Below are 23,653 nucleotides of genomic sequence, written 5' to 3'. Positions count from 1 at the left end.
ATCCGACTAACCTTCACTTCCACTCGTCGCCCGAACACGTTGCGCGGCAATCACTCCCAGCTGAGCCCACCGCGCCGCCATTCGTAGGCGTAAGCCACGGAGACGTTGAAGATGAACAACGCCATCGCGGCGAGACCGAAGAGACCGAGCGCATCGAAGTGGACTGCCCACGGGTAGAGGAACACGATCTCGATGTCGAAGATGATGAACAGCATGGCGGTGAGGTAGTACTTCACCGGAAAGCGTTGGCCGGTCACGTTTCCCGGGCCGCCCGCGATGGCGTGCGGTGTCGGTTCGATACCGCACTCGTACGCCTCGAGCTTGGCTCGGTTGTACCGTTTCGGGCCGACGAGGGCCGCCATGATGATGGTGAACACCGCGAACGCCGCAGCGACCGCGCCTAATACAAGAGTGGGCATCTCGATATTCACGACTGCACTTCCCCTCCTTGCCAGCTGGAGCCCGCGGATGGGTCGTCCGTTGCCGGACGGCAGCTTCCGAGGCGGGCTGACGTCGTTGTCCGCCTCGGCCAGACGCGCCTCATGGCCTGCTCGAGGCGGGTAGGGCTGGTACCCGCGCTCCTGTGAGCTAGGGCACAGCCTACAACTGATCGCTCTGAGTGCTCGAGGTTTGACTGCTGCGTTTGATCTAATTCGCGACGCCGATTTATGACTGAAACGGGGGTAATCCGGGGTCTTGTCACGTGACGTTGGTTGACCGGTCAGTCTGTGCTGCGAAAACGGCGTTGCCCGTGCGGATTTCGGCACTCGATGCACACTTGCGGGCGGTCGGCTTTCGCGACATTGCCGTGCCGATGCGCGCCGGTTTACCGCCGTCTGAGCGCCGGAACTCGCTCGGCTCCGGCGGCCACGTCCATCAGCGGGTGATTAATGTGCAGTCCGTATGAATGTCTGCGGCAAAGGGGGTACGAGCTCAGGCTGCCGAGCGGTTGCGCAGCACGCCGACGACCGCCTCGGTGAGCCGGATCGGGTCGATGGGATGTGCGACCGTGCCCTCCGCGCGCGACCACTTGGCCAGCCAGGCGTCGTCGGCGCGGCCGATGAGCACGAGTACCGGTGGGCAGTGCTCGATCTCGTCCTTGAGTTGCTTGGCGATGCCGAGCCCGCCGGTCGGCGCCGATTCCCCGTCGAGGATGGCCAGGTCGATGCCGCCCGCGTCCATGTGCTCGATCACCACGGGGCCGGTGGCCACTTCGAGGTAGTCGAACTCGGGTAGTTCCGGGTGCGGGTGTTTGCCCAGTGCCAGGATCACCTGGCGCCGGGTATCGGCGTCGTTGCTGTACACGAGGACCCGCAGTGAGTCAGCCACGAGCGCATGCTACTTCCGAAAGCCAGGCCGCCGTGGCAAGTTCGGTCAGATCCGATCCCGCGCGTCGCGCGCGCCGGAGTTCGGCGCGTGCACGGCACAACCGGTGTGCGGGCCTCGCGCGCTGTGTCACTCACCGGTCCGGGGGTGGGTGGATCGCAAGCTATCGGTAAGAACGGGCCGGTAGAGTGCCCGAAATGCGGGGAGATCTCACCCAGGACCTCGTCGAGACCGACGTGTGGGCCGATGAAATGTTGGACAGAGCCGGGATTCCGGTGGTGGACGTGCCGTTCGTGACGATCGGCAGTGGGATCGGCTCCTTCGTCACCTATGACACGTTACGGATCTTCGGGGTGCCCGCGCGGTCGATGGCGGTGCTCGGGCCGCAGGAACATCCGTGGGCGTCGTATGAGTACCTGACCCGGGTGTCGCAGATTCCGCGCGGCGAACGGTTGCGCAGTGATTCGGCGTCCGAGCCGGACAACATGTGGGGCTTCCCGTCCTACGCGGTGCGCGAGGCGATCGCGGACAAGTCGATCAAACCGCTGTGGAATGTGTTCGTGGAACCGATCTTCGCGAACTACTACACGCCGCGGGCGGGGCAGGCGTTCGTCGGGATGGAGCGGGAGTTCCACCGCATCGGCTATGCGAGCTCGTTGCACCGCGGGCAGGTTCGCATGGTGCGCAAGCGGCACGGTGGCGGTTACTTCACGATCCTCACCCCGGCCGCGGGTTCCACGCCGACCAAGCGGGTGGCGTTTCGCAGTACGTATGTGCATGTGGCCGTGGGGTATCCAGGGCTCAAATTGCTGCCGGATCTGCAGGAGTATCGGGAAACGCATCGCGACCCGACCCGGGTGGTGAACGCGTACGAGCCGCACGAGCACGTCTATCAGGCGTTGCAGCGCAGGCCGGGGACCGTGCTGATTCGCGGTAGCGGGATCGTCGCCAGCCGGGTGTTGCAGCGGCTCATCGACGACCGGGACCGGATGCGGCTGAACACGCAGATCCTGCATCTTTTCCGCACCTATGTCGCCAAGTCGCACGGCAAGAATGTGTTCAACCGGCGCAAGGGCGCCGACGGCTGGGCGTATCAGGGGTTCAACTATCCGAAGTCGGTGTGGGGCGGGCAGCTCAAGCAGAAGATGCGCACCCTGCAAGGTGAGCAGCGGGCGGCCGCGTATCAGGAGATCTCGGGGACGAACACGCCGATCCGGCACCTGTGGCGGGAGCAGTTGCGCCGCGGGCGCAAGCAGGGGTGGTATCAGGTGATGGCCGGGACCATGCGCGCGCCACGACCCGCGGTCGGACGGCAGGGTGTGGTCGCCACGATCATTCCGGACCCCACCGCGGAGCTGCCGGTGCCGCCGCCGACGCAGCCGTTCGACACGACGGTCGATTACATCATCGACTGCACCGGACTCGAGGCCGATATCCGTGAGCATCGGTTGCTGGCGGACCTGCTGGACCACGCCGGCGCAGGGCGTAATCCAGTCGGGCGGCTGGACGTGGACACCACCTTCGAACTGATCGGCACCCGCAGTGGCACCGGGCGCATCTATGCCTCCGGTAGCGCGACGCTCGGTGGGCCGTTCGTCGGGGTGGACACCTTCCTCGGCCTGCAGATCGCCGCGCAGGAGATCGCGGACGATCTTGCGGCGCTCGGGTTCTGCAAGCGAATGGGTCCGCTGCGCTCCACGAGCCAGTGGTGGGCCTGGGTCATGAACAAGAGGATCTGATGCTGCCGACGTTGAACGGGCGAATCCAGACCCGGGTGCTCGCGCTGAGCGTGATCGGGTTTTTCGTCGCGCTGATCATCACCCCGCTACTGCCTACCGGATCGCTGAGTCTCGGGCACGCCTACCGGGTGACGCTATCGATCCTGCTCGGCACCGTTCTGGTCGGGGTGCTGTGGGAGTTGCTCTACCATTTCTTGCAACAGTTCCGCTGGGAAAAGGACTGGCCGACGCTGTTCGGTTTTCTCACCATGGTCAACGAGGGGGCGCTCATGTGGGTGCTCGTCCGGTATACGACCATCGTGCTGCCCGAGTCGCTGCGTCCGTCGCTGACCGCGTTCCTGATCCAGTTCATCCTCACCTGGATCGTGTTCTGGCTGATCGTGAACGGGCCGATGCGCGTGGTGTTCCATCGGTGGCGATTCCAGGGCGGCAGGTTCGTGTGAGCAGGCAGATCGAGGTTCTTCCCGGCCACCACCTGGTGGCGAGTAGCGGGGGTGTGGTCGTGCTGGTCGCGCACCGGGACGCGGGTGCGGTGCGCGCGGATTCGGTGGCGGCGCGGGCGATGACGGCCTTGCTCGGGATCGTGCGGCAGGCGAGCTCCAACGAGCCGCGGCGCAGCGGGCGGACGGTGGCGCGGTTGGCCACCAACTGGTTGATGGGGTTGGAGAACGGGGATGAGGAAGCGGTCGAGTTCGGGGTGATCACGCCGGGAGACGGTGGGGTCGCGGTGTTTCTGCACGGCGGGGTGACGGCGGTGCTGAGTGGGGTGGAGCGGTCGGAGACCTTGCGGGGACGGGAGGCAGGGTTCACTGTCGACCGGGTGGTGACACCCGCGCCGGGGGTCGGGGTGGGGTTGTTCGTGGATGAGGTTGGTCAGGTGGCTGAGAGGTTGCCTGAGCGAGGGGTTTTCGCGTTGGGGGAAGGTACGGCACCTGGAGGTGGGGTGGTGCTGTGGTTTGGTGCGGGCGGTCTTTTCACTGGCGCGCAGGGGGTTCCGTTGCGCGGGGTTGAGTCGCAGGCCGGCAGGCATCCGCAACGTGGGATCGAGCAACACCACGAGGTTGCACAGCCGCCCGGTGCGGAGGCGCAGTTCGGTGTGCAGCCGCGGTCCGGGTTCAAGGAGCCGCACGGGGTTCAGCCGCCCAGCGCCGAGACACCGACCGGACGCCAAGCGCCACATGGGTTCGAGGAGCAGGACGAGGCTGGACAGCGACACGGCGGGTCCCAACGAGCCGAGCTACCAGAAGGCGAGCCGCCACGAGCCCCGGACCGGTGGAAACGGGACGATGTCGCGGATGCCGGGACGGAGTATTACAGCACCTCACCGGTGTCACAAGAGGGTGAAGCCTCCGGGTCGGCGGGTGGTGCGCGGGAACATGGTGTTGCGCCGCAACAGGTTCCGGATCTGCGGAAGCCGGACGATGTCGCGGATGCTGGCACGGAGTACTACAGCACATCGCCGGTGTCGCGAGAGGCTGAAGCCTCCGGACCGAGGGGTGTCCAGCAGCAACATAGTGTTGCGCCGCAACAGGTTCCGGATCTGCGGAAACGGGACGATATCGCGGATGCCGCGACCGAGCAGTACGGCGCGTCAGCGGCGTCGCGCGAGTCTGATGCGTCGCCCTCTTCGATGACGCCACCGCGCACGCAGATTCCGATCGCCGAGCAGTCGAGCGGAAGTTCTCCGTCGGTCAGCCCGGCTCGGCCGCACGACGGGGTGTCGCGGCCGAGCACGCCGCGGCTGCCCAAGCCGGTTGGCGCGGAACAGGCGGATGATGTCGCACACAGCGGCGCGCAGCCCGGCATTGTGCGACCGGAACCCTTTGGCGCCCCGCTTGTTCCGGACCATCCCGCGGCCCGCGATGCCGATCTGGAAGAGACCGTGGTGCCCGGTGAGGCGCTGGCGCCCCGCGTCCGTGGCGGTGGCGTCGTGGCCGAGTCGCGCGGTGTCGTGGTCAAGGGGTTCAAGTGCGCGCGTGATCATCTCAACGATCCGCGGGTCTCGTTCTGCGCGGTCTGCGGTATCCGGATGGACCAGCTGACGTGCATTCTCACCGACGGGATCCGTCCGCCGCTCGGTCTGCTGCTGCTCGACGACGGGACCTCGTTCGTCCTCGACAACGACTGCGTGCTCGGCCGCGAACCCGAGCATGCGGAGGCGGTCGCCCGCGGTGCCCGTCCGGTCCGTGTGGAAGACCACTCGGGTGGTATGTCGCGCGCGCACGCCGAGATTCGCCTCATCGACTGGGACGTCACCGTCGTCGACGGCGGCTCGACCAACGGCACCCATATCCGCCAGCCCGGCCATCAGGACTGGACCCGCGCCATCCCCGGCCACCCGGTCAAGCTGACCCCTGGCGCCCAGATCCAGCTCGGCGGCCGCGTCGCCACTTTCGACTCCCAGCACGGTCAGCTCTGACCAGCCCCGCATCGTCGACGAGGTCGGTTACGTTGTCGGCGCACTCCATCGCCGCACGCGTTCTGACATCCGCATGAGTGTCGGTGCGGCGAGTCGGAGGGCGGGAAACCTAGCCAGTGTGCGGCTGCACACCAGGATGTCTCGGCGGCGGCAGTGGCCTTTTCGGAAGCGGCGTCGACTTCAGCGTCGGTAGCACCGGCGTAGCAACTCGGGCGGCCGTTCCGGCGGCCCCGCTAACCAGTTGCCATGCGGCAACCTCTCCCCAGTTGTCGCCATTGGAGTTGATCAGCGGGGGTGTGTTTCTACTTGGTTATGAACTCCACCTATGCCTCGCGTGGACTCGGCCAACGCTCGGTAATCCTCAGATATTTGCTGGCGCTATTGGCGGTGATCGGCACCATGGTGGTCGCGGTCGCGCCGGGTGCCGCCGCGGCCCCGGCGGACACCTGTCCGACCAAGCCGAAGCCGAGTGGCAAAGTGCTGCAGGGCTATTGGGAGAGCTGGGACGGCGCGGCCAACGGTGTGCACCCGGGCATGGGCTGGATTCCGATCACCGACGCCCGGATCGCCGCGCACGGCTACAACGTCATCAACACGGCGTTCCCGGTCATCGAATCCAATGGCACCGCGCGCTGGGAAGACGGCATGGAACCGACCGTCAAGGTCGCGACCCCCGCCGAGATGTGCCAAGCCAAGGCCGCGGGCGCCACCATCCTGATGTCGATCGGCGGCGCGGCCGCGGGCATCGACCTCAGCTCCAGCGCGGTCGCCGACCGGTTCATCGCGACCATCGTGCCGATCCTGAAGCGATACAACTTCGACGGCATCGACATCGACCTGGAAACCGGTCTGGTCGGCAGCGGAAACATCAAGACCCTCTCCGCCTCTCAAGCCAACCTGATCCGCATCATCGACGGCGTGCTCGCCCAGATGCCCGCCGGTTTCGGCCTCACCATGGCACCGGAAACCGCGTATGTCACCGGCGGCAGCGTCACCTACGGCTCCATCTGGGGCGCCTACCTGCCGATCATCAAGAAGTACGCCGACAACGGCCGCCTCTGGTGGCTCAACATGCAGTACTACAACGGCAGCATGTACGGCTGCGCGGGCGACTCCTACCAGGCAGGCACCGTCCAAGGCTTCATCGCCCAAACCGACTGCCTGGCCAAAGGTCTCACCGTCCAGGGCACCACCATCACCGTCCCCTACGACAAACAAGCCCCCGGCCTGCCCGCCCAGCCGGGCGCAGGCGGCGGCTACATGTCCCCATCCCTGGTGGCCCAAGCCTGGAACCACTACGGCACCGGCTCGAGCAACGCCCTCAAAGGCCTGATGACCTGGTCCATCAACTGGGACGGCTCCCGCAATTGGACCTTCGGCAACAACGTCAAGTCCCTCCAATCCCGCTCCGCCCAGTAATCACCCCGTCGCCCCCGACCCGCTGGCCACCACAGCCAGCGGGTCGGCCCTCGCCGACTTGACGTCGGTTGTGTGCTCTTGACTGACGCTGCAACGTGCGTCATCAGAGTGCACCGTGCGTCAAGACGCCCGTTACTGGTCTTTCGGTGCGCTCATCGGGTTGCCGCGGAATGCTTGGATGGCCGACGGTTCAGGCGGGGATGCATTCCAGTTCGGTCCCGTCGAACGGCGGATAGGTTTCGCTGCCGGATTCTTCAGCAGCGGTGATGTATTCGGCCAGGGCGGTGCGAGCTTGGGCGAGCTTGGTCATTTGGTCGTCCAGGCGTTGGAGGCGGGCGCGCATGGCGGTGAGGAGTTCGGGGCAGCCGGGGAGTTCGGGGTTTTCGCCTACCGCGCAGGGGAGCAGGTAGGCGATGTCTTCGGAGGACAGGCCGGCGCCGAGGAGGTGGCGGATCTGTTTGACGCGCAGGACGGCGGATTCGTCGTAGTCCCGGTAGCCGTTGGGGTTGCGGTCGGCTTCGAGGAGGCCTTGGGCACCGTAGTAGCGGAGTTGGTGGGCGTTGACGCCCGTTCGACGACTCAGTTCACCGATGCGCATCGCGACCTCACTTGACCTTCATACCGGTATCAACGTTGATGATGCTGCCATGGACAAGAAAACCGAAACATCTGTGGCAGTCGTCGGACTCGGGCTGATGGGGCAGGCGCTCGCGGCGGCGTTCCTGAAAGCCGGACATCGGACGACCGTGTGGAACCGTACGACGGCCAAGGCCGAGAAGTTGGTGGCAGAAGGGGCACGCCTGGCCCCGACGGTCGACGCGGCGCTCGCGAGCGATCTGACGATCATCTGCCTCACCGACTACGACGCCGTGCGCGAGCTGCTAGACGCCAGCGACCTCGACGGCACGATGCTGGTCAACCTGACCTCGGGTGACTCGACCCAGGCCAGGGAAGCGGCGCTGTGGGCCGAAAAGCGTGGTGCCCGTTACCTGGACGGCGCCATCATGTCCCTGCCGCCGGGGATCGGGACCGCCGAGGCGGTGATTCTGCACAGCGGTCCGGAGTCGGATTTCGAGGCGCACCGGTCGACGCTGGAAGCGCTGGGCACGCTCTCCTACCTCGGTGCCGATCACGGGCTGGCGTCGTTGTACGACGTGGCGGGCCTGACGATGATGTGGAGTGTGCTCAACGCGTGGTTGCAGGGCACGGCGATGCTGCGCACAGCCGGTGTCGATGCCGCGACCTATGCCCCCTTCGCCCAGCAGATGGCCGTCGGGGTGGCCGGCTGGCTGCCTGGCTACGCCGAACAGATCGACAAGGGTTCGTTCACCGCGGAGACCTCGGCGTTGGCGACCGATGTGCGGGCGATGACCCATCTGATCGAGGAGAGCGAGGCGCTCGGCGTCAATGCCGAACTGCCGAAGCTGTTCAAGGTCATCGCAGACCGAGCGATCGCGGCCGGACACGGTGGCGAGCAGTACCCGGTGCTGATCGAAGAGTTCAGCAAGCCCGCGTAGCCGCCTACTCCTGGCGGAACCGGATCACCCCGGACCATGGGCGGCGCATCGGCTTGCGCAGATCGGGCGCGGGCAGATAGGTGAACGGGCGCAGGAACCACGGGGCGCGGCGGTATCTGCGCGCGTGCACCAGCAGTTCTTCCACCTCCACCGGCTGCCAGCCGAGTTCTTCGAAGAAGGTGAGCCCGCCCGGCGGCTCGAACTTCATCGGCGCGTTCTCCAGCAGGGAGTCCGAGCGCATCCGCAGCGTGCCGAGGTTGGTGTCGGCCATCCACCACGCGACCTCCGGCCTGGTCAGTGCACGGACCAGGTCGGTGACCGTGTCGACATCGAGGTAGAACAGCAACCCCTCGGTGAGCACCAGCGCCTTGCTCGCGCGGGTGGTGACCGGCCCGATCGCGCCGAGCGCCTCGTCGAGGAACTTCTCGCGGGCTTCGGGATCGGCGAGGTCGACGGCCCGCCGGATCAGCACGCAGTGCGGGGTTTCCCCGGCGAGACTGGTCTCCTTCTCCTCGAGGATCTCGGGGAGATCGGCTTCGACCCAGACGAACTCGGCGGGCAGGTCGAGGCGGTAGGGGCGAGTGTCCAAGCCGGCGGCCAGGTTCAGGATGCGGTCGCAGCCCTCGTCGATGGACTTGGTGATGAGGTCGTCGATGAGTTTGGTGCGGGCGATCACCGGCCAGCCGTTGCGCATGATGCTCGGTGCGGCGTCGGCGATGGCGTAGCCCTGGGGTCCGGCGAGCCGGTCGGCCAGCGGGTCGTGGAACAGCGCGTCGGGGCGTGCCGTTTCGCGGGCCCGGTAGGCGGCCACCCACCGGGCGGTGTCCGACACGTTCGAGATTGGTGCTTGTCCGCCGACCATGCGGCTCAGTTTGACACAGCACCGACCAGTCGGCCTTGTGGTGCACATCACGTCGCAAGTCGACCCAGAAGTGCTGCGCCAGAGGCTATTACGCGGGATGGAAGGCGTCGGCGCCGACCTCGTCGGGGTCCAGGATGTGGGTGAGGAACAATCGTGTGGTCGGTGTGGGGGTGCGGGTGGTGATGGCGTGCCACGGGCGGTCCATGGGAGTGCCGGTGACGGGCAGTATGCGCAGAGCCCCGGATTCGAGGTCCTGGGAGACGGCGTCACTGTGGATCAAGGTGACGCCCAACCCTGCTCGGGCGGCGGCGAGCACCGCGCCGTGGCTGCCGAGGGTGAGCGTCGGCGGGCCGATGTCGAGTTGGTCGAGCAGGGTGAGGGTGGCGTCGCGGGTGCCTGAGCCGCGCCCGCGCAGCAACCAGGTGGCGCGCAGCGGGTCCTGATCGGCGGCCCCGACCACGATGAGGTGGCTCGGCCTGCGGGCGCGGATGACCAGCCCGGTGTTGCGTGGCGGTCGGCCCGCGATGACGAGATCTGTTTCGTGGTGCTGCAATTCGAGGAACAGCACATCGCGCGGGTGCACCGACAGGCTCAGTTCGATGTCGGGGTAGCGGTTGCGGAACGCCGCCAAGGGGCGCAGCAGGACGTACTCGCCCGCGGTGGCCACCACCCCGATGCGTAGTCGCCCGGTCTCGGCCTGCTGGACCGCGGCGTGCGCCTCCTTCATCAGGCCGAGGATGCTGCGGCAGTACTCGGCGTAGATGCGGCCCGCTTCGGTGAGCGCGATGCCGCGCCCGGATTTGGCGACCAGCTTGGCGCCGAGCTGCTTCTCGATGTGGGCGACGGCGGCGGAGACGGCGGCCTCGGTGATGTGCAGCTGGGTCGCGGCGCGGCGGATGCTGCTGAGCCGGGCGACCACCAGGAATGTTTCCATCCTGGCCGCACTGACCGCTCCCATCCGCCGACGGTAGCAGTGACTCTGGTGCCACCGGAATTGACGTCGATGCGGGGGCGGTGATGTGTGGAAACATCGATGTCGTCGAGGTCAACCCGACCGTGGCGCGTGACTCCCCTTCCGCGTCGCGCTCGAGTACCCCGGGACGGTGCGCGCCCCGGGGTACTCGCGGCGGTTCCGGAAGTTTTCCGACGTCCGCAGTCGCCCTTACCCTTTCGGGTTCGCGCGAAACCCGACTATTTCGTTGAGCTTTCGCAGGAACAATCAAATTGTTTGTTGCCTACCCGGCCGTCATCCTGGAATTCGCAAGGCGCACAACCCGATCCCTGGGTACGAGCGTCCCGCAGTACCGACCGCCAGGAGGAACGATGGCCGAAGCGACCGAGCGGGACCGGTGGGATCCGGGCGTTCAATCGTATGCGTCGATGGGGTATTACGCGCCGGACTATCAGCCGTCGGACACCGATGTTCTTGCCGTCTTCCGGGTGACACCGCAGCAGGGGGTCGATCCGATCGAGGCCGCCGCCGCGGTCGCGGGCGAATCGTCCACGGCGACTTGGACGGTGGTGTGGACCGACCGGTTGACGGCGCACTCGAAGTACCAGGCCAAGTGCTACCGGGTCGATGAGGTGCCGGGGCGGCCTGGCGAGTATTTCGCTTATGTCGCATACGATCTCGACCTCTTCGAGGAAGGCTCGATCACCAACCTGACGTCCTCGGTGATCGGCAATGTCTTCGGTTTCAAACCACTGCTGGCACTGCGCCTGGAGGACATGCGGATCCCGGTGGCGTATGTGAAGACCTTCCAGGGGCCACCGCACGGCACGGTGATGGAACGGGAGTACCTGAACAAATACGGTCGGCCCTTGCTCGGTGCCACGGTGAAGCCGAAACTCGGTCTGTCGGCACGCAATTACGGCCGGGTGATCTATGAGGCGTGCAAAGGCGGCCTGGATTTCACCAAGGACGACGAGAACATCAACTCCCAGCCGTTCATGCGGTGGCGGGACCGATACCTGTTCGCCATGGAAGGCGTCAATCGCGCCATGGCCGAGACGGGCGAGCTCAAAGGCCACTACCTCAATGTGACCGCGGCGTCGATGGAGGACATGTACGAGCGGGCCGAGTTCGCCAAGGACCTCGGCAGCGTCGTCATCATGATCGACCTCACCGTCGGATACACGGCGATGCAGTCGATGTCGCACTGGGCTCGGCGCAACGGGTTGCTGCTGCACCTGCACCGGGCCGGGCATTCCACCTTCACCCGGCAGAAGACGCACGGCGTGAGCTTCCGGGTGCTGGCCAAGTGGTGCAGGCTGATCGGCGTCGACCATCTGCACGCGGGCACGGTGGTCGGCAAGCTGGAGGGCGATCCGGCGACGACGCGCGGTTTCTATGACACGTTGCGGGAGAACCACATTCCGGCCAACCCTGGCAACGGGATCTTCTTCGACCAGGAGTGGGCGAGCCTGCCCGGCGTGCTGCCGGTGGCCTCCGGCGGCATCCACGCCGGGCAGATGCACCAGCTGCTCGACCTCTTCGGTGATGACGTGATCCTGCAGTTCGGTGGCGGCACGATCGGGCATCCGCTGGGTATCGCGGCGGGCGCCGAGGCGAACCGGGTGGCGTTGGAGGCGGTGGTCAAGGCCCGCAACGAGGGTCGCGATCTGCTGAAGGAAGGCCCCGACGTGCTGCGCAAGGCGGCCGAGATCTGCCGTCCGCTCGACGTCGCGCTGGCGACCTGGGGCGATGTCACCTTCGACTACACCTCCACCGACGCGCCCGACGCGGTGCCGACGGCCACGCGCTGAAACCCCTTGGAGCCCACACCATGTACCTGCGTCACGGAACGTTTTCGTACCTGCCGGAGTTCACCGACGCGGAGATCTCCGCCCAGGTGCGCTACGCACTGCTCAACAGTTGGCCGGTGTCCATCGAATACACCGACGACCCGCATCCCCGCAATGCCTACTGGGAGATGTGGGGGCTGCCGCTGTTCGATCTGGACGAGCCCGACGGCGTGCTCGCCGAGATCAATGCCTGCCGGGCGACTTTCCCGCACCATTACATCCGGGTGCTCGCCTACGACGCCCGCTTCGGCAGGCAGACGACGGCGCTGAGTTTCCTGGTGCAGCGCCCGGCCGACGAACCGGGTTTCCTGCTCACCCGACTGGAGGGGCCGGATCGACAGCAGAAGTACGGCCTGCACTCCTACGCCACCGACGAGCGCCGGGGACAGCGGTATGGCGGCTGAGGCCAACGGTTTCCGGCTGCACCGGCCCGGCACCGGCGACGGCAGGCCGGTGCGGGCCGAACCCGCCGCGGCGGCGGCCGAGCCGCAGATCCTGGACGACGACGCGGTACTGGATCTGTCGACCGATATCGCGGGCGACGATGTCGAGGACACGTTGCGCAGGCTCGACGCCGAGCTCGTCGGCCTGGCCAACGTCAAGCGGCGGGTGCGTGAGATCGCGGCGCTGCTGCTGATCGAGCGGGCCAGGCAGCGGTTCGGGCTGAGCTCGTCGCGGCCCACCATGCACATGAGCTTCACCGGCGGGCCGGGCACCGGCAAGACCACGGTCGCACTGCGCATGGCCGAGATGCTGCACGCGCTGGGTTATATCCGGAAACCGAAGGTGCACACCGTCACCCGCGACGACCTGGTCGGCCAGTTCATCGGCCACACCGCGCCGAAGACGAAGGAGGCGCTGGCCAAGGCGGCAGGTGGGGTGCTGTTCATCGACGAGGCCTACTACCTGTTCCGGCCGGAGAACGAGCGGGACTACGGGCAGGAGGTCATCGAGATCCTGCTGCAGGAGATGGAGAGCGAGCGCGCCAGCCTGGTGGTGATCTTCGCGGGCTACCCGGATCGGATGGAGCGGTTCTTCTCCGCCAATCCCGGGTTGTCCTCGCGGGTGGCCCATCATCTGGAGTTCGCCGACTACACCCACGCGGAGCTGCTCGGTATCGCCGATCTCATGGTGGCGCGGGAGAACTTCCGCTTCGACGAGCCCGCGCACGCCGCCTTCGCCGAGTACCTGGCGCTGCGCATGACCCGCCCCCGGTTCTCGAACGCCCGCAGCGTGCGCAACGCGCTGGATCGCTGCCGGTTGCGCCAGGCCAAACGGCTGGTGGAGCTGCGCAGGCCGCTGCGCAAGTCCGAGCTGATCACGCTGACCGACCAGGATGTCTACGGCAGCAGCGTGTTCACCGCACCGCAGGACGGGCCGAGCGCGCGGGCCCCAGCGTGACGAGATCGAGGCGCCCATGCCAGAGGGACTGAAGACGCTCACCCGCTACACGATCGAGGAGGAGCACCGGCACCCCGGCTCCTCCGGTGAGTTCTCCGCGTTGGTGAATGTCGTTGCGACCGCTACGAAGATCATCGCCAACCAGGTGACGAGGGGCGCTATTGTCGGGTCGCGCTGGGGGACGGCAGGAGGTGCAGCCGACGGGGTGGGTGAGCACTGGGGGACGGCAGAAGGCGTAGCCGACGGGGTGGGCGAGCCGGACGATCTGCCGCCGACGGCGCACCGCAAACTCGATGCCATCGCCAACGACATCATGGTTGCCGAAACCCAGTGGACGGGGCACCTGGCGGCGCTGCTGTCCGAACAGATGCCGGCCATTCATCCGGTGCCCGACGAGCATCGGCGCGGCAAGTATCTGCTGGCCTTCGACCCGCTGGACGGGTCGTCCAATCTCGACGTGAATCTGCCCGTCGGAACGATTTTCAGCGTGCTGCGGTCCCCGGACCGGGACAACGGCGCACCCACCGCCGACGACTTCCTGCAACCGGGTGTGCGCCAGGTGTGCGCCGGGTTCACGCTCTACGGGCCCGCGACCATGCTGGTGATCACCACCGGGCGCGGTGTCGACGGTTTCACCCTGGACCGGGAGATCGGCGCGTTCGTGCTCACCCATCCGCGGATGCGCATCCCCGAGGACACCTCCGGGTTCGCGATCAACGCCGCCAACGAGCGGTTCTGGGAGCGGCCGGTGCGCCGATATGTGCACGAGTGCCTCGACGGTGTGGAGGGTCCGCGCGGGCGCGATTTCAATATGCGCTGGGTGGCGTCGCTGGTCGCGGACACCTTCCACATTCTGACCAGGGGCGGGGTCTATCTGTACCCGTACGACACTCGCCCGCCCGCGCGGCCCGGCCGGGTGTCGTTGCTCTACGGCGCCAATCCGATCGCGTTCATCGTCGAACAGGCCGGTGGGTGGGCGACCACGGGCGGCGAGCGGGTGCTCGAGGTGCCACCGGAGCAGGTGCATCACCGGGTGCCGCTGATCTTCGGGTCGCGCAACGAGGTCGAGCGGATCGAGCGCTATCACAGCGAGCCCGACGAGGGGCACGTGTTCGACAGCTCGTTGTTCGGGACGCGCTCGCTGTTCCGGCCCGCACCGCACTGAAATCTGTTGTCCGGCAATCGAGGAGGTGCCATGTCGGTCAAGCATCCCGTCGTCGCGATCACCGGGTCATCCGGTGCGGGAACGACCAGCGTCACGCGAACCTTTCAGGAGATATTCCGCAGAGAAGGCATCAATGCCGTCATCGTGGAGGGTGATTCGTTCCATCGCTACGACCGCAACGAGATGAAGCTGGCGATGGCCGAGGCCGAACAGCATCGCGATCTCACCTTCTCGCATTTCGGGGAGGACGCGAATCTGCTCAAGGAACTGGAGCGGTTGTTCCGCGATTACGGTGCGACCGGGGTCGGTTCGGTCCGCAAGTATCTGCACGACGATTCCGAGGCCAAGCCGTACGGGCAGCCCGCGGGGACGTTCACACCGTGGGAGGATCTGGCACCGGGCAGCGATCTGCTGTTCTACGAGGGGCTGCACGGTGCCGCCGTCACCGACACCGTGAATGTCGCGCAGTACGCGGATCTGCTGGTCGGTGTGGTGCCGATCGTGAACCTCGAATGGATCCAGAAGGTGATCCGGGACAAGACCGAGCGGGGTTACTCCAGCGAGGCGGTGATCGACACGATCCTGCGCCGCATGCCCGACTACGTGAAGTACATCTGCCCGCAGTTCTCCCACACCTACGTCAACTTCCAGCGCGTCCCGACCGTGGACACCTCCAACCCGTTCATTGCCCGCAGCATCCCGACCGCCGACGAGAGCTTCGTCGTCATCCGCTTCGCCGACCCGAAGGTGATCGACTTCCCCTACCTGCTGTCGATGCTGCACGACTCGTTCATGTCGCGCCCGAACTGCATCGTGGTGCCCGGCGGGAAGATGGACCTGGCCATGCAGCTCATCTTCACGCCGTTGATTTTGCGGTTGATGGACAAGCGCCCCAAACGATCTCGCTGAACGGCGATAAAATTGGCGGGGTCAGCAGCCGACTTCAGGAGGAAATGATGAGTCAGCTTCCTCAGTCACAGCAGTCCCGCTCGCCCCTCGCCGGCGTCGGCGATTTCCTGCGCAAGATCGTGCCGTTCGTCGGGTCCGGCTCGGGCGGTGATCTGCGGGTAGAACAGGCACCGGATAAGGACAACTACCACCTGGTGCGCGTCGAGATACCCGGGATCGATCCGGACCGCGACCTCGACGTCACCGTGCAGGACGGGCGTTTGACGATCAAAGCCGAACGCAGCGAGGAGCGCTCGGTCGGTGGGTACTCGGAGTTCCGCTACGGGTCACTCACGCGCACCGTCGCGCTGCCCGCCGGAGCCCGCGACGACGACATCGCGGCGACCTATGCCAACGGGATCCTCACCGTGCGCATCCGGATGAACGAGTCCGCCAGTTCCGCGCGGCGGATCCCGGTGAAGATGGAGTAGGTCGCGCGACCCGTATTCGTCGCGCGGTGCCGGTCCTGGGTTATCCTCGATCAACCCTATTCAACGAGTTGCATATGCGAGGTGCAGGGATGACTACGTTCCGTGAAGCCGTCGAGGCCAGGGATGCCGATGCGCTCGAGGCGTCGCTCGCCGAGAACGTGGTGTTCACCAGCCCGGTGGCGTTCAAGCCGTACCCGGGTAAGGCGATCACCGCCGCCATCCTGCGCGGGGTGCTGCGCGTCTTCGAGGACTTCCGCTACGTGCGCGAGATCGCCGACCCCAATGGTCGCGACCACGCCCTGCTCTTCGAAGCGACCGTCAACGGCAAAACCGTGAACGGCTGCGACTTCCTGCACTACGACGACGACGGTCTGATCGACAGCCTCACCGTCATGATCCGCCCGCTCTCGGCCGCGCAGGCCATGGCCGAGGCGATGGCCGCCCAATTCCCCCGCATCCAAGAGGAAGCCCTGGCCGCCACCCAGGCCCGGTCCGCCTCGTAGGCGCGATACGCGATCGCCGCTCGGAGCTGCCGACCGGCTTCGCGAACTAGCCGGCGCACCGGCCGGGCGGTCTCGAGGAGACCGCCCGGCCGGTGCGCCGTAGGGATCCACTCAGTCGGGCAGCAGGGGGACCGACAGCCCTTCGCCGCGGCGCAGCAGTGCGGCGCGGGTGATGGCGGTGGAGCCGAAGCGGTGGCGCAGGTCGTCGAGGGTGGCGTCGAGGGTGTTGGTGGCGCGGGGGTCGAAGGGGAGGGGGAGTTGGAACGGGTCGGCGTCGGTGAGGTTGGTGAGGGACAGGCCGATCAGGGTGAGGCCGCGTTCCTCGATCGTCGGCATGGCAGCGGACAGCAGGGACCGGGCGGCTTGTAAGAGGGTGTCGGTGTGGTCGGTGGCTTCGGGCAGGGTGTGCGAGCGGGTGGCGCGGGCGAAATCGTCGAAGCGCATGCGTAGCACCACGGTTCGGCAGATGCGGTCCGCGGCGCGCAGACGGCGGCCGAGGCGGTCGGTAAGGCCGTGCAAATAGGCTTCGATCTCGTCGGGTGGATGGGGTGCGCGGCCGAGGGCCCGCTGGGCGCCGATGGATCGGCGGCGGACGCCGGTCTCGACGCGGCGTGGGTCGCGGGCCCAGGACAGGGCGTAGAGGTGGCGGGCGGCGGCGGGGCCCAGGATGGCGCGCAGCGGGCTCTCGCCGAGGTCGGCGAGCTGGCCGACCCGGGTGATGTTGTGCTCGTGCAGGGTGCGGGCGGTGACTTCGCCGACGCCCCAGAGTCTTTCGATCGGCAGCGGGTGCAGGAATTCGAGCTCGCCGTCGGGTGGCACGAAACGCAGGCCGTCGGGTTTGGCGACGGCGCTGGCGACCTTGGCCAGGAATTTGGTGCGGGCGATACCCACCGAGATCGGCAGCCCGACCTCGTCGCGCACCCGCGCGCGTAACCGTTCGGCGATATCGATCGGCGCACCCGCGATCCGGCGCAGGCCGCCGACATCGAGAAATGCCTCGTCGATCGAGATGCCCTCGACCACGGGTGTGGTGTCGTGGAAGACCTCGAACACCGCCTTGCTCGCCGCCGCGTAGGCCGACATGCGCGGCGGCACCACGATCGCGTGCGGGCACAACCGCCGCGCCTGCCCGCCGTTCATCGGTGTGCGCACCCCGAACGCCTTCGCCTCGTAGCTGGCCGCGAGCACCACCCCGCCGCCGACGATGACCGGCTTGCCGCGCAATCGCGGATTATCGCGCTGCTCGACGGACGCGTAGAACGAATCGAGATCGGCGTGCAGGATCGACGACTCGGCCCGCGCCACTATTCGCGGGCGGGAGGCGGGTACGTCGGGCACGAACATATGTTCGCATAGCCCACCGACATCCGGAACCCGGCTGCTCGAGTCGAACGCGCGCAATCTACGGTTTGACTACGTAGCAATTCGGACGAACCGGTACGCTGGCCCGACGGCACGGCACGTTTTGGATGAGGGAGTCGGTACGGTGCGCGGATTTGGAGACCTGGAGGCGGTGATCATGGACCGTATCTGGGATCGGGACGCAGAGGACACCACGGTGCGCGAGATATTCGACGAGTTGTCCGCGCAGCGCGACATCGCCTACACCACCGTCATGTCCACCATGGACAACCTGCACCGCAAGGGCTGGCTGGCGCGCGAGCGCGCGGGCAAGGCCTACCGGTACTGGCCGACGCTGACCCGCGAGGAGCACAGCGCCCGACTCATGCTCGAGGCGCTCGGCGCGGGCGGGCGCTCCGATCTGGTGCTCAGCCATTTCGTGGACCGGATCAGCGCCGAGGAGTCGGCCGGGCTGCGCGCCGCGCTACGCAGGCTCACCACCCGCAAGACCCCGGACGCGCCGCCGGGCACCGAGAGCGCCGCGCCATGACCTTGGCGATCGCCCTGATGCTCTACGGCAGCACGGTCGCCACGCTCGGTCCGCCGGTGCTGCGCAGGCTGACCCGGCGCGGCAACGCGCCGCGGCTGGGCATCATCGCCTGGGTCGTTGCGATCGTGGGCGCGCTCGGCTCGTGGGCCGCGGCGGCGACCATGCTCACCGTCGAGTTCGCCACCTACTGGGGACATCCGCACGACGCGCTGCGCGCCTGCTTCGCGATCATGTGGACCCCGATCCACGAGGACGGCACCGGCGCGACCAAGGCCGCCACGTTCGCGGTCGGCGCGTTGGTCGCCGCCTGCACCATCGCGGTGGTGGCCCGAGCGGTCACGGTGGTGCGCGAGATGCGCAAGCGCACGCGCGAACACGCGAAAGCGCTGCGGCTGGTCGGGCGCCGGGTGCCCGGAGTGGCCGCGCTGGTGCTGGATTCGCCGGAGCGCCAAGCCTATTGCGTGCCTGGCCGGCCCGACACCGTCGTCGTCACCAGCGCCGCGCTCGCGGCATTGGCGCCCGATCAGCTCGCCGCGGTCCTGGCCCACGAACACGCGCATCTCGCAGGCAGGCACGCGCCGCTGACCGCGGTACTGCGTGCGATCGCCACCACGCTGCCGGGCCTGCGGCTGGTCACCGCGGGCGCCGCCGAGATCGCCCGGCTGCTGGAGATGTGCGCCGACGACAAGGCGGCGCGCACGCACGGTTCGGCACCGCTGCTCGGCGGGCTGCTGGTGATCCTCGGCGTCTCCGGGCCGGTGCCCTCGGGCGCGCTGGCCGCCGCGGGCACCGCGGTGCTGGCCAGGGCCGAGCGCCTGGTCGATCCGGTGAGCCCGATTCGGCGCGCGACCACCCGCACCGCGCTGCTCGGCGTGATCGCGACAACGGTGACCGGCTTGGCGTTCGCCGCGGCCACGGTAGCCTTCTGCAGCGCCGTGTTGGGCTGAAGATCGAAGGAGTACCCGTGCGCCTCACCTGGGATCAGGTTTTCGCGTGGCGGCTGCGCAGGCAGTACGTCGCAGCACCCGCGGCCGAGGTATCGGAGATCGTCGGCCGGTTGTGCGGGGTGCAGGCGCAGGTCACCTCGGCCGCGGAACTGGCGGTGGCGCTGCGTGGTTCGGCCCCGCAGGCGGGCGCGCTGGTCGGTGCGCTCAACGACGGCACCCTGATCAAAACGTGGGCGATGCGCGGCACGCTGCACGCGCTCACCCCGGATCTCGCCGCGGCCTGTCTGTCCCTGCTCGCCTCGGCGCGCACCTGGGAGCGCCCGGTGTGGCAGCGCAACTTCGGTGCCTCGCCCGCCGAGGTCGCGGCCCTGACCGAGCGGGTGCGCCAAGTGCTCGACGGCGCGGTGCTCACCCGTGAAGAACTGGTCGAGGCGGTGATCGCCGATCCCGCGTTCCATCGGCTCGGGGAGCAGCTGCGCTCGGGCTGGGGCGCGTTGCTCAAACCCCTCGCCTGGCAAGGGGCGATCTGCCACGGTCCGGCTCAGGGCAGCAAGATAACCTTCGCCGATCCGGCTCAGTTGATCAGTGGGTGGCCGGGCCTGCCGGAACCCGATGTCGCCGCGCCGCTGGCGATCACCGCCTACCTCGGCGCGCACGGCCCGGCGACGCCGGAGGCGTTCGACGCCTGGCTCAGCCGCGGTAGTGTGCGCAAACCCGTGCTGCGCCGCTGGTTTTCGGAGCTGGGGGAGACCGTCACCGAGGTCGAGATCGAGGGCCGCTCCGGCTTTCTGCTGACCGAACATCTCGATGAGCTCGCCGCGACGAAGCCGACGACGTCGGTGCACCTGCTCGGCGGGTTCGATCAGTACGTCCTCGGGCCGGGCACCGCCGACACCGTGCTGCTGCCGGGGGATCATCGCGCGAAGGTCAGCCGCACCGCGGGCTGGATCTCGCCGATCGTGGTCGTCGGCGGCCGCATCGCGGGCACGTGGGAACTCGCCGACGACGCGGTGACCGTGGCGATGTTCGACGGTGCGCCGCTGCCGGGCAAGGGATTCGACGTGGCGCTCGAGCGTCTCGCCGGCGCCCTCGGCCGCGACGCGCTGACCGTGCGCACCGGGTAGTCCGCAGCACGCACCTCGCCTATCGCGCTCCATGCTTCCCTCGGTGCGCCTTCTTGCGTTGCGCCACATGGTGTTCGAGCCCGTCGAGAATGCGTTGCAGGCCGAAGTCGAAGTGGTCGAAGGTGGCGTCGAAGGCGTCGTCGTCGAGCGAGCTCATGACGGGATAGCGGCCACTGGCCATGGCCACCTCCAACCGGGGGGCCTGCGCGTCCCAGAACTCCTGATTGGTCAGGCCGGTCGTGCGCTCGGCCTCCTGCGCGAACAGCTGGGTGCGCGCGGCGCTGCCGACGTAGCCGTCGATCAGGATGATCACCGAGATCAGCTCCCGATCCGGCAAGCCCATCGGCCGGATCGCGGTCAGGAACATCTCCATGCCCTGGACCGCACTCGGCCCGAGCACCGGCCGCGTCTGGTTCACCTCGACCAGCCACGGATGCTTCCGGAACAGCGCGAGACCGCGGTGCGCCATGGCTTCCAGCGCGGCGCGCCAGTCGCCGTCCGCGGCGGGCTCGGCGACGGGCTCCTGGACGCGGTCGAGCATCACGTCGAGTAACTCGGCCTTGCCGGGCAGGTAGCGGTACAGCGACATGGTGCCGGTGCCGAGCTGGGTGGCGACCCGGCGCATGGTCACCGCGGCGAGCCCCTCGCTGTCGGCCACCTCGATAGCGGCCTCCACGATCCGTTCGAGTGTGAGACCGGGTTTCGGACCGCGGCTCGGACGCGGGCCGGCGTCCCACAGCAGATCGAGAGTGCGTGCGAGGTCACCGCTTCCGCTGGTCTCCGTGCTCGTCATGGTGGCAACAATAGCGGCTTGGCAAGAAACTGGGTACGTTGTACTCTCAATCGGGTACAACGTACCCAGTTTCGCGGGTGCGGTACGAATCGGAGGGATCGAGTGAACGAATACGCAGTCTTCGCCGAGGGTCTGGGGAAGAGATACGGGGACAAACGCGCCCTGGACGGTTTCGATCTGACCGTGCGCCGCGGCACGGTGCACGGGCTACTCGGGCCGAACGGCGCGGGCAAGACCACGGCGGTGCGCATCCTGTCCACGCTGATCCGGCTCGACGCGGGCCACGCCACGGTGGCGGGGTTGGATGTGGCGCGGCAAGCGCGTGCGGTCCGCGCCCGGATCGGGCTGACCGGTCAGTATGCGGCGGTGGACGAGGTGCTCACCGGGCGGCAGAACCTGGAAATGTTCGGCAGGCTCTTCCATTTGGGCGGCAAGCGCGCCCGGCGGCGGGCCGAGGAACTGCTGGACCGGTTCGGCCTCGTCGACGCGGCCGACAAGGGGGTCGGCGACTACAGCGGCGGCATGCGGCGCAGGCTGGATCTGGCGGCCTCGATGATCCTGGCGCCGCAGGTGCTGTTCCTCGACGAGCCGACGACCGGGCTTGACCCGCGCAGCCGCGGTGAGGTGTGGGAGTCGGTGCGCGCGTTGGTCGCCGACGGCACCACGGTGCTGCTCACCACCCAGTATCTGGAGGAGGCGGACAAACTGGCGTCTCGGATCACCGTGATCGATCAGGGCCGCGCGATCGCCGACGACACTCCGGACGGACTGAAGAACACCATCGGCGGCGATCTCATCGAGGTGGTCGCCGCCGACACGCTCGACTTGCCCGCGGTGGCCAAGCTGGTGGCGCGGGTCTGTGACGGCGAACCCGATATCGACGAGGTACTGCGCCGGGTGCACGCGCCCGTCGCCGATCGCGTCGGCGCGCTCACCGAGGTGGCGCGCACTTTGCAGGACGAACGAATCACGGTCGAGGACATCGGTTTGCGCAGGCCGAGCCTCGATGACGTCTTCTTGCACCTGACCGGACATCGCACGAGCACGGAGGCGGCGGCCTGATGACAACCATGGATCTCACCCCGGCGACGTCGCGGTCGCGGGCGTACTGGGCGGTCGCGGACAGTTGGAATGTGGTGCGGCGCGGGCTGACCCACTATCAGCGGATGCCGGTGAACATCGCCTGGCAGCTCGGCTTCCCGATCCTGTCGGTGCTGTTGTACGGGTATGTGTTCGGCAGCGCGATGACGGTGCCCGGCGGCGGTGACTACCGGGACTTCCTGATGCCGGGCATGTTCGCCATGACGATGGCCTTCGGGTTCATCAACACCGCGACGGTGATGGTGCACGACGCCACGAAGGGGGTCATCGATCGGTTCCGTTCGATGCCGATGGCGCCGTCGGCGGTGGTGGCCGGGCGCGGTGTCACCGATTTGATCGTGGCGTGCGCGGAGCTGACCATCCTGATGCTCACCGCGCTGGCCATCGGCTGGCGCCCCGACGGCGGATTCCTCGGCGGGCTTGCGGCTTTCGCGCTGTTGCTGTGGCTACGGTTCGCGCTGATCTGGGTCGGGGTGTGGCTTGGGCTGATGGTGCCGAACCCGGAGGCGGCGGGCGGGCTGTTCGCGGTGGCCTTCCCGGTGACGATGATCTCGAGCATCTTCGTTGCGCCGCAGCTGATGCCGAGCTGGCTGGGCGCGATCGCCTCGTGGAATCCGATCTCCTCGACGGTCGCGGCCACGCGCGAGTTGTTCGGCTCACCGTCGGGCAGCGGGGGTTCCTGGATCGAGCAGCACGCGCTGCTGATGGGCGCGGTGTGGCCGTTTATCCTCACGGCGGTGTTCCTGCCGCTTGCGGTGCGGCGATTCCAGCGGCTGAGCCGTTGACCTAGAAAACGGTTGGTGCCCGGCAGTTCGCACTGCCGGGCACCGACGTGCCGGATCTGCGGTCAGCGCACACAGATAGGGAGTTCGCGCCGTTACCGCTCGGGTCCGTTCAGTCCAGACAGAACTCGTTGCCTTCGATGTCCTGCATCAGCAGGCAGGACTCGTTGTCGTCATCGGCCTCCAGCAGGTGCAGGCGTACCGCGCCGAGCGGGATCAGTCGCGCGCACTCGGCCTCCAGAGCGGCCACGCGCTCCTGGCCGACGAGCCCGGTACCGACCCGCACATCGAGGTGCACCCGGTTCTTGACCACCTTGCCTTCGGGGACGCGCTGGAAGTACAGGCGCGGGCCGACACCGGTGGGATCGACGGCTGCCGTCCCCTGATGCTCGTACCCCAGCACCTCGGACCAGAAGCGCGCGACGCGCTCGGGTTCCGCGCAGTCGAAAGTGACTTGGATCTGTTTGACCGACGCCATCG

At 67.6% G+C, this 23,653-nt stretch carries 25 protein-coding genes; 17 read left to right on the top strand and 8 right to left on the bottom strand.

Going from position 1 to position 23,653, the window contains the following annotated elements:
- Nucleotides 1-50: 50 nt before the first annotated feature.
- Together ACIHA7_RS10770 and ACIHA7_RS10765 are read right to left on the bottom strand one after the other, a co-directional pair.
- Nucleotides 51-419 (bottom strand): NADH-quinone oxidoreductase subunit A, encoded by a 369-nt coding sequence (locus tag ACIHA7_RS10770; protein WP_228540775.1) that lies wholly within the window; start codon nucleotides 417-419, stop codon nucleotides 51-53.
- A 514-nt stretch (nucleotides 420-933) separates the two neighbouring features.
- The gene (locus tag ACIHA7_RS10765; RefSeq protein ID WP_397287945.1) at nucleotides 934-1,329 is read right to left on the bottom strand and encodes a hypothetical protein; all 396 of its coding nucleotides are present in this window, start codon (nucleotides 1,327-1,329) and stop codon (nucleotides 934-936) included.
- 194 nt (nucleotides 1,330-1,523) lie between these two features.
- On the opposite strand from ACIHA7_RS10765, the gene ACIHA7_RS10760 reads away from it, so the two are divergent.
- From ACIHA7_RS10760 to ACIHA7_RS10745, 4 genes are all read left to right on the top strand, one after another.
- Nucleotides 1,524-3,065, top strand: coding sequence for a hypothetical protein (locus tag ACIHA7_RS10760; RefSeq protein WP_397287943.1), 1,542 nt, complete (start codon nucleotides 1,524-1,526; stop codon nucleotides 3,063-3,065).
- Nucleotides 3,065-3,508: a hypothetical protein gene (locus ACIHA7_RS10755; protein WP_397287941.1), complete on the top strand. Its 444-nt coding sequence runs from the start codon at nucleotides 3,065-3,067 to the stop codon at nucleotides 3,506-3,508. Before ACIHA7_RS10760 ends, ACIHA7_RS10755 begins: the two co-directional genes overlap by 1 nt.
- The gene (locus ACIHA7_RS10750; protein ID WP_397287939.1) at nucleotides 3,505-5,484 is read left to right on the top strand and encodes an FHA domain-containing protein; all 1,980 of its coding nucleotides are present in this window, start codon (nucleotides 3,505-3,507) and stop codon (nucleotides 5,482-5,484) included. Before ACIHA7_RS10755 ends, ACIHA7_RS10750 begins: the two co-directional genes overlap by 4 nt.
- 312 nt (nucleotides 5,485-5,796) lie before the next feature.
- Nucleotides 5,797-6,903, top strand: coding sequence for a chitinase (locus ACIHA7_RS10745; RefSeq protein ID WP_397287937.1), 1,107 nt, complete (start codon nucleotides 5,797-5,799; stop codon nucleotides 6,901-6,903).
- A gap of 190 nt (nucleotides 6,904-7,093) precedes the next feature.
- Here the strand turns inward: ACIHA7_RS10745 and ACIHA7_RS10740 are convergent, their stop codons facing one another.
- Complete coding sequence (locus tag ACIHA7_RS10740; protein WP_397287935.1) at nucleotides 7,094-7,501, bottom strand: MerR family transcriptional regulator; 408 nt, start codon at nucleotides 7,499-7,501, stop codon at nucleotides 7,094-7,096.
- A 49-nt stretch (nucleotides 7,502-7,550) separates the two neighbouring features.
- On the opposite strand from ACIHA7_RS10740, the gene ACIHA7_RS10735 reads away from it, so the two are divergent.
- Entirely contained in the window at nucleotides 7,551-8,420 is an 870-nt protein-coding gene (locus ACIHA7_RS10735) for an NAD(P)-dependent oxidoreductase (RefSeq protein WP_397287933.1), read from the top strand.
- 4 nt (nucleotides 8,421-8,424) lie between these two features.
- Here ACIHA7_RS10735 and ACIHA7_RS10730 read toward each other — a convergent pair whose 3' ends face one another.
- On the bottom strand, nucleotides 8,425-9,282 hold the full coding sequence (locus ACIHA7_RS10730) for a class I SAM-dependent methyltransferase (RefSeq protein WP_397287931.1): 858 nt from the start codon (nucleotides 9,280-9,282) through the stop codon (nucleotides 8,425-8,427).
- A gap of 88 nt (nucleotides 9,283-9,370) precedes the next feature.
- Complete coding sequence (locus ACIHA7_RS10725; protein WP_397287929.1) at nucleotides 9,371-10,240, bottom strand: LysR family transcriptional regulator; 870 nt, start codon at nucleotides 10,238-10,240, stop codon at nucleotides 9,371-9,373.
- A gap of 365 nt (nucleotides 10,241-10,605) precedes the next feature.
- On the opposite strand from ACIHA7_RS10725, the gene ACIHA7_RS10720 reads away from it, so the two are divergent.
- From ACIHA7_RS10720 to ACIHA7_RS10690, 7 genes are all read left to right on the top strand, one after another.
- Nucleotides 10,606-12,048, top strand: coding sequence for a form I ribulose bisphosphate carboxylase large subunit (locus ACIHA7_RS10720; protein WP_397287927.1), 1,443 nt, complete (start codon nucleotides 10,606-10,608; stop codon nucleotides 12,046-12,048).
- Nucleotides 12,049-12,068: 20 nt separating this feature from the next.
- Nucleotides 12,069-12,491 (top strand): ribulose bisphosphate carboxylase small subunit, encoded by a 423-nt coding sequence (locus ACIHA7_RS10715; RefSeq protein WP_397287925.1) that lies wholly within the window; start codon nucleotides 12,069-12,071, stop codon nucleotides 12,489-12,491.
- Nucleotides 12,481-13,488: an AAA family ATPase gene (locus tag ACIHA7_RS10710; RefSeq protein ID WP_397287923.1), complete on the top strand. Its 1,008-nt coding sequence runs from the start codon at nucleotides 12,481-12,483 to the stop codon at nucleotides 13,486-13,488. The genes ACIHA7_RS10715 and ACIHA7_RS10710 overlap by 11 nt, the downstream gene beginning before the upstream one ends.
- Before the next feature lie 16 nt (nucleotides 13,489-13,504).
- The gene (locus ACIHA7_RS10705) at nucleotides 13,505-14,653 is read left to right on the top strand and encodes a class 1 fructose-bisphosphatase (RefSeq protein WP_397287921.1); all 1,149 of its coding nucleotides are present in this window, start codon (nucleotides 13,505-13,507) and stop codon (nucleotides 14,651-14,653) included.
- 30 nt (nucleotides 14,654-14,683) lie between these two features.
- Nucleotides 14,684-15,562 carry a phosphoribulokinase gene (locus ACIHA7_RS10700; protein WP_397287919.1) on the top strand — a complete coding sequence of 293 codons (879 nt, stop codon included), beginning with the start codon at nucleotides 14,684-14,686 and terminating at the stop codon, nucleotides 15,560-15,562.
- A gap of 47 nt (nucleotides 15,563-15,609) precedes the next feature.
- Nucleotides 15,610-16,032: an Hsp20/alpha crystallin family protein gene (locus ACIHA7_RS10695; RefSeq protein ID WP_397287917.1), complete on the top strand. Its 423-nt coding sequence runs from the start codon at nucleotides 15,610-15,612 to the stop codon at nucleotides 16,030-16,032.
- A gap of 89 nt (nucleotides 16,033-16,121) precedes the next feature.
- On the top strand, nucleotides 16,122-16,535 hold the full coding sequence (locus ACIHA7_RS10690; RefSeq protein ID WP_397287915.1) for a nuclear transport factor 2 family protein: 414 nt from the start codon (nucleotides 16,122-16,124) through the stop codon (nucleotides 16,533-16,535).
- A 111-nt stretch (nucleotides 16,536-16,646) separates the two neighbouring features.
- Here the strand turns inward: ACIHA7_RS10690 and dinB are convergent, their stop codons facing one another.
- Nucleotides 16,647-17,879 (bottom strand): DNA polymerase IV, encoded by a 1,233-nt coding sequence (gene dinB / locus ACIHA7_RS10685; RefSeq protein ID WP_397287913.1) that lies wholly within the window; start codon nucleotides 17,877-17,879, stop codon nucleotides 16,647-16,649.
- A 142-nt stretch (nucleotides 17,880-18,021) separates the two neighbouring features.
- Between dinB and ACIHA7_RS10680 the strand changes: the two genes are divergently transcribed.
- Genes ACIHA7_RS10680 through ACIHA7_RS10670 form a run of 3 tightly spaced genes read left to right on the top strand, consistent with a single transcriptional unit; the run spans nucleotide 18,022 to nucleotide 20,497 of the window.
- The gene (locus ACIHA7_RS10680; RefSeq protein ID WP_255508360.1) at nucleotides 18,022-18,426 is read left to right on the top strand and encodes a BlaI/MecI/CopY family transcriptional regulator; all 405 of its coding nucleotides are present in this window, start codon (nucleotides 18,022-18,024) and stop codon (nucleotides 18,424-18,426) included.
- Entirely contained in the window at nucleotides 18,423-19,373 is a 951-nt protein-coding gene (locus ACIHA7_RS10675) for a M56 family metallopeptidase (protein WP_397287910.1), read from the top strand. The genes ACIHA7_RS10680 and ACIHA7_RS10675 overlap by 4 nt, the downstream gene beginning before the upstream one ends.
- Before the next feature lie 17 nt (nucleotides 19,374-19,390).
- Nucleotides 19,391-20,497 carry a winged helix DNA-binding domain-containing protein gene (locus ACIHA7_RS10670; RefSeq protein ID WP_397287908.1) on the top strand — a complete coding sequence of 369 codons (1,107 nt, stop codon included), beginning with the start codon at nucleotides 19,391-19,393 and terminating at the stop codon, nucleotides 20,495-20,497.
- Between the two features lie 19 nt (nucleotides 20,498-20,516).
- On the opposite strand, the gene ACIHA7_RS10665 is transcribed toward ACIHA7_RS10670, so the two are convergent.
- Nucleotides 20,517-21,290 carry a TetR/AcrR family transcriptional regulator gene (locus ACIHA7_RS10665; protein WP_397287906.1) on the bottom strand — a complete coding sequence of 258 codons (774 nt, stop codon included), beginning with the start codon at nucleotides 21,288-21,290 and terminating at the stop codon, nucleotides 20,517-20,519.
- A gap of 102 nt (nucleotides 21,291-21,392) precedes the next feature.
- Between ACIHA7_RS10665 and ACIHA7_RS10660 the strand changes: the two genes are divergently transcribed.
- Together ACIHA7_RS10660 and ACIHA7_RS10655 are read left to right on the top strand one after the other, a co-directional pair.
- Nucleotides 21,393-22,352 carry an ATP-binding cassette domain-containing protein gene (locus ACIHA7_RS10660; RefSeq protein WP_397287904.1) on the top strand — a complete coding sequence of 320 codons (960 nt, stop codon included), beginning with the start codon at nucleotides 21,393-21,395 and terminating at the stop codon, nucleotides 22,350-22,352.
- Complete coding sequence (locus ACIHA7_RS10655; RefSeq protein ID WP_397287902.1) at nucleotides 22,352-23,176, top strand: ABC transporter permease; 825 nt, start codon at nucleotides 22,352-22,354, stop codon at nucleotides 23,174-23,176. Before ACIHA7_RS10660 ends, ACIHA7_RS10655 begins: the two co-directional genes overlap by 1 nt.
- A 109-nt stretch (nucleotides 23,177-23,285) precedes the next feature.
- Here the strand turns inward: ACIHA7_RS10655 and ACIHA7_RS10650 are convergent, their stop codons facing one another.
- Nucleotides 23,286-23,651 (bottom strand): VOC family protein, encoded by a 366-nt coding sequence (locus tag ACIHA7_RS10650; RefSeq protein WP_397287900.1) that lies wholly within the window; start codon nucleotides 23,649-23,651, stop codon nucleotides 23,286-23,288.
- Nucleotides 23,652-23,653: the final 2 nt, after the last annotated feature.

The organism is Nocardia sp. NPDC052316 (assembly GCF_044547795.1).
Lineage (GTDB): Bacteria > Actinomycetota > Actinomycetes > Mycobacteriales > Mycobacteriaceae > Nocardia.
The sequence above is the reverse complement of the archived record's forward strand: the minus strand, read 5'-3'. Positions and strand labels throughout refer to the sequence as shown.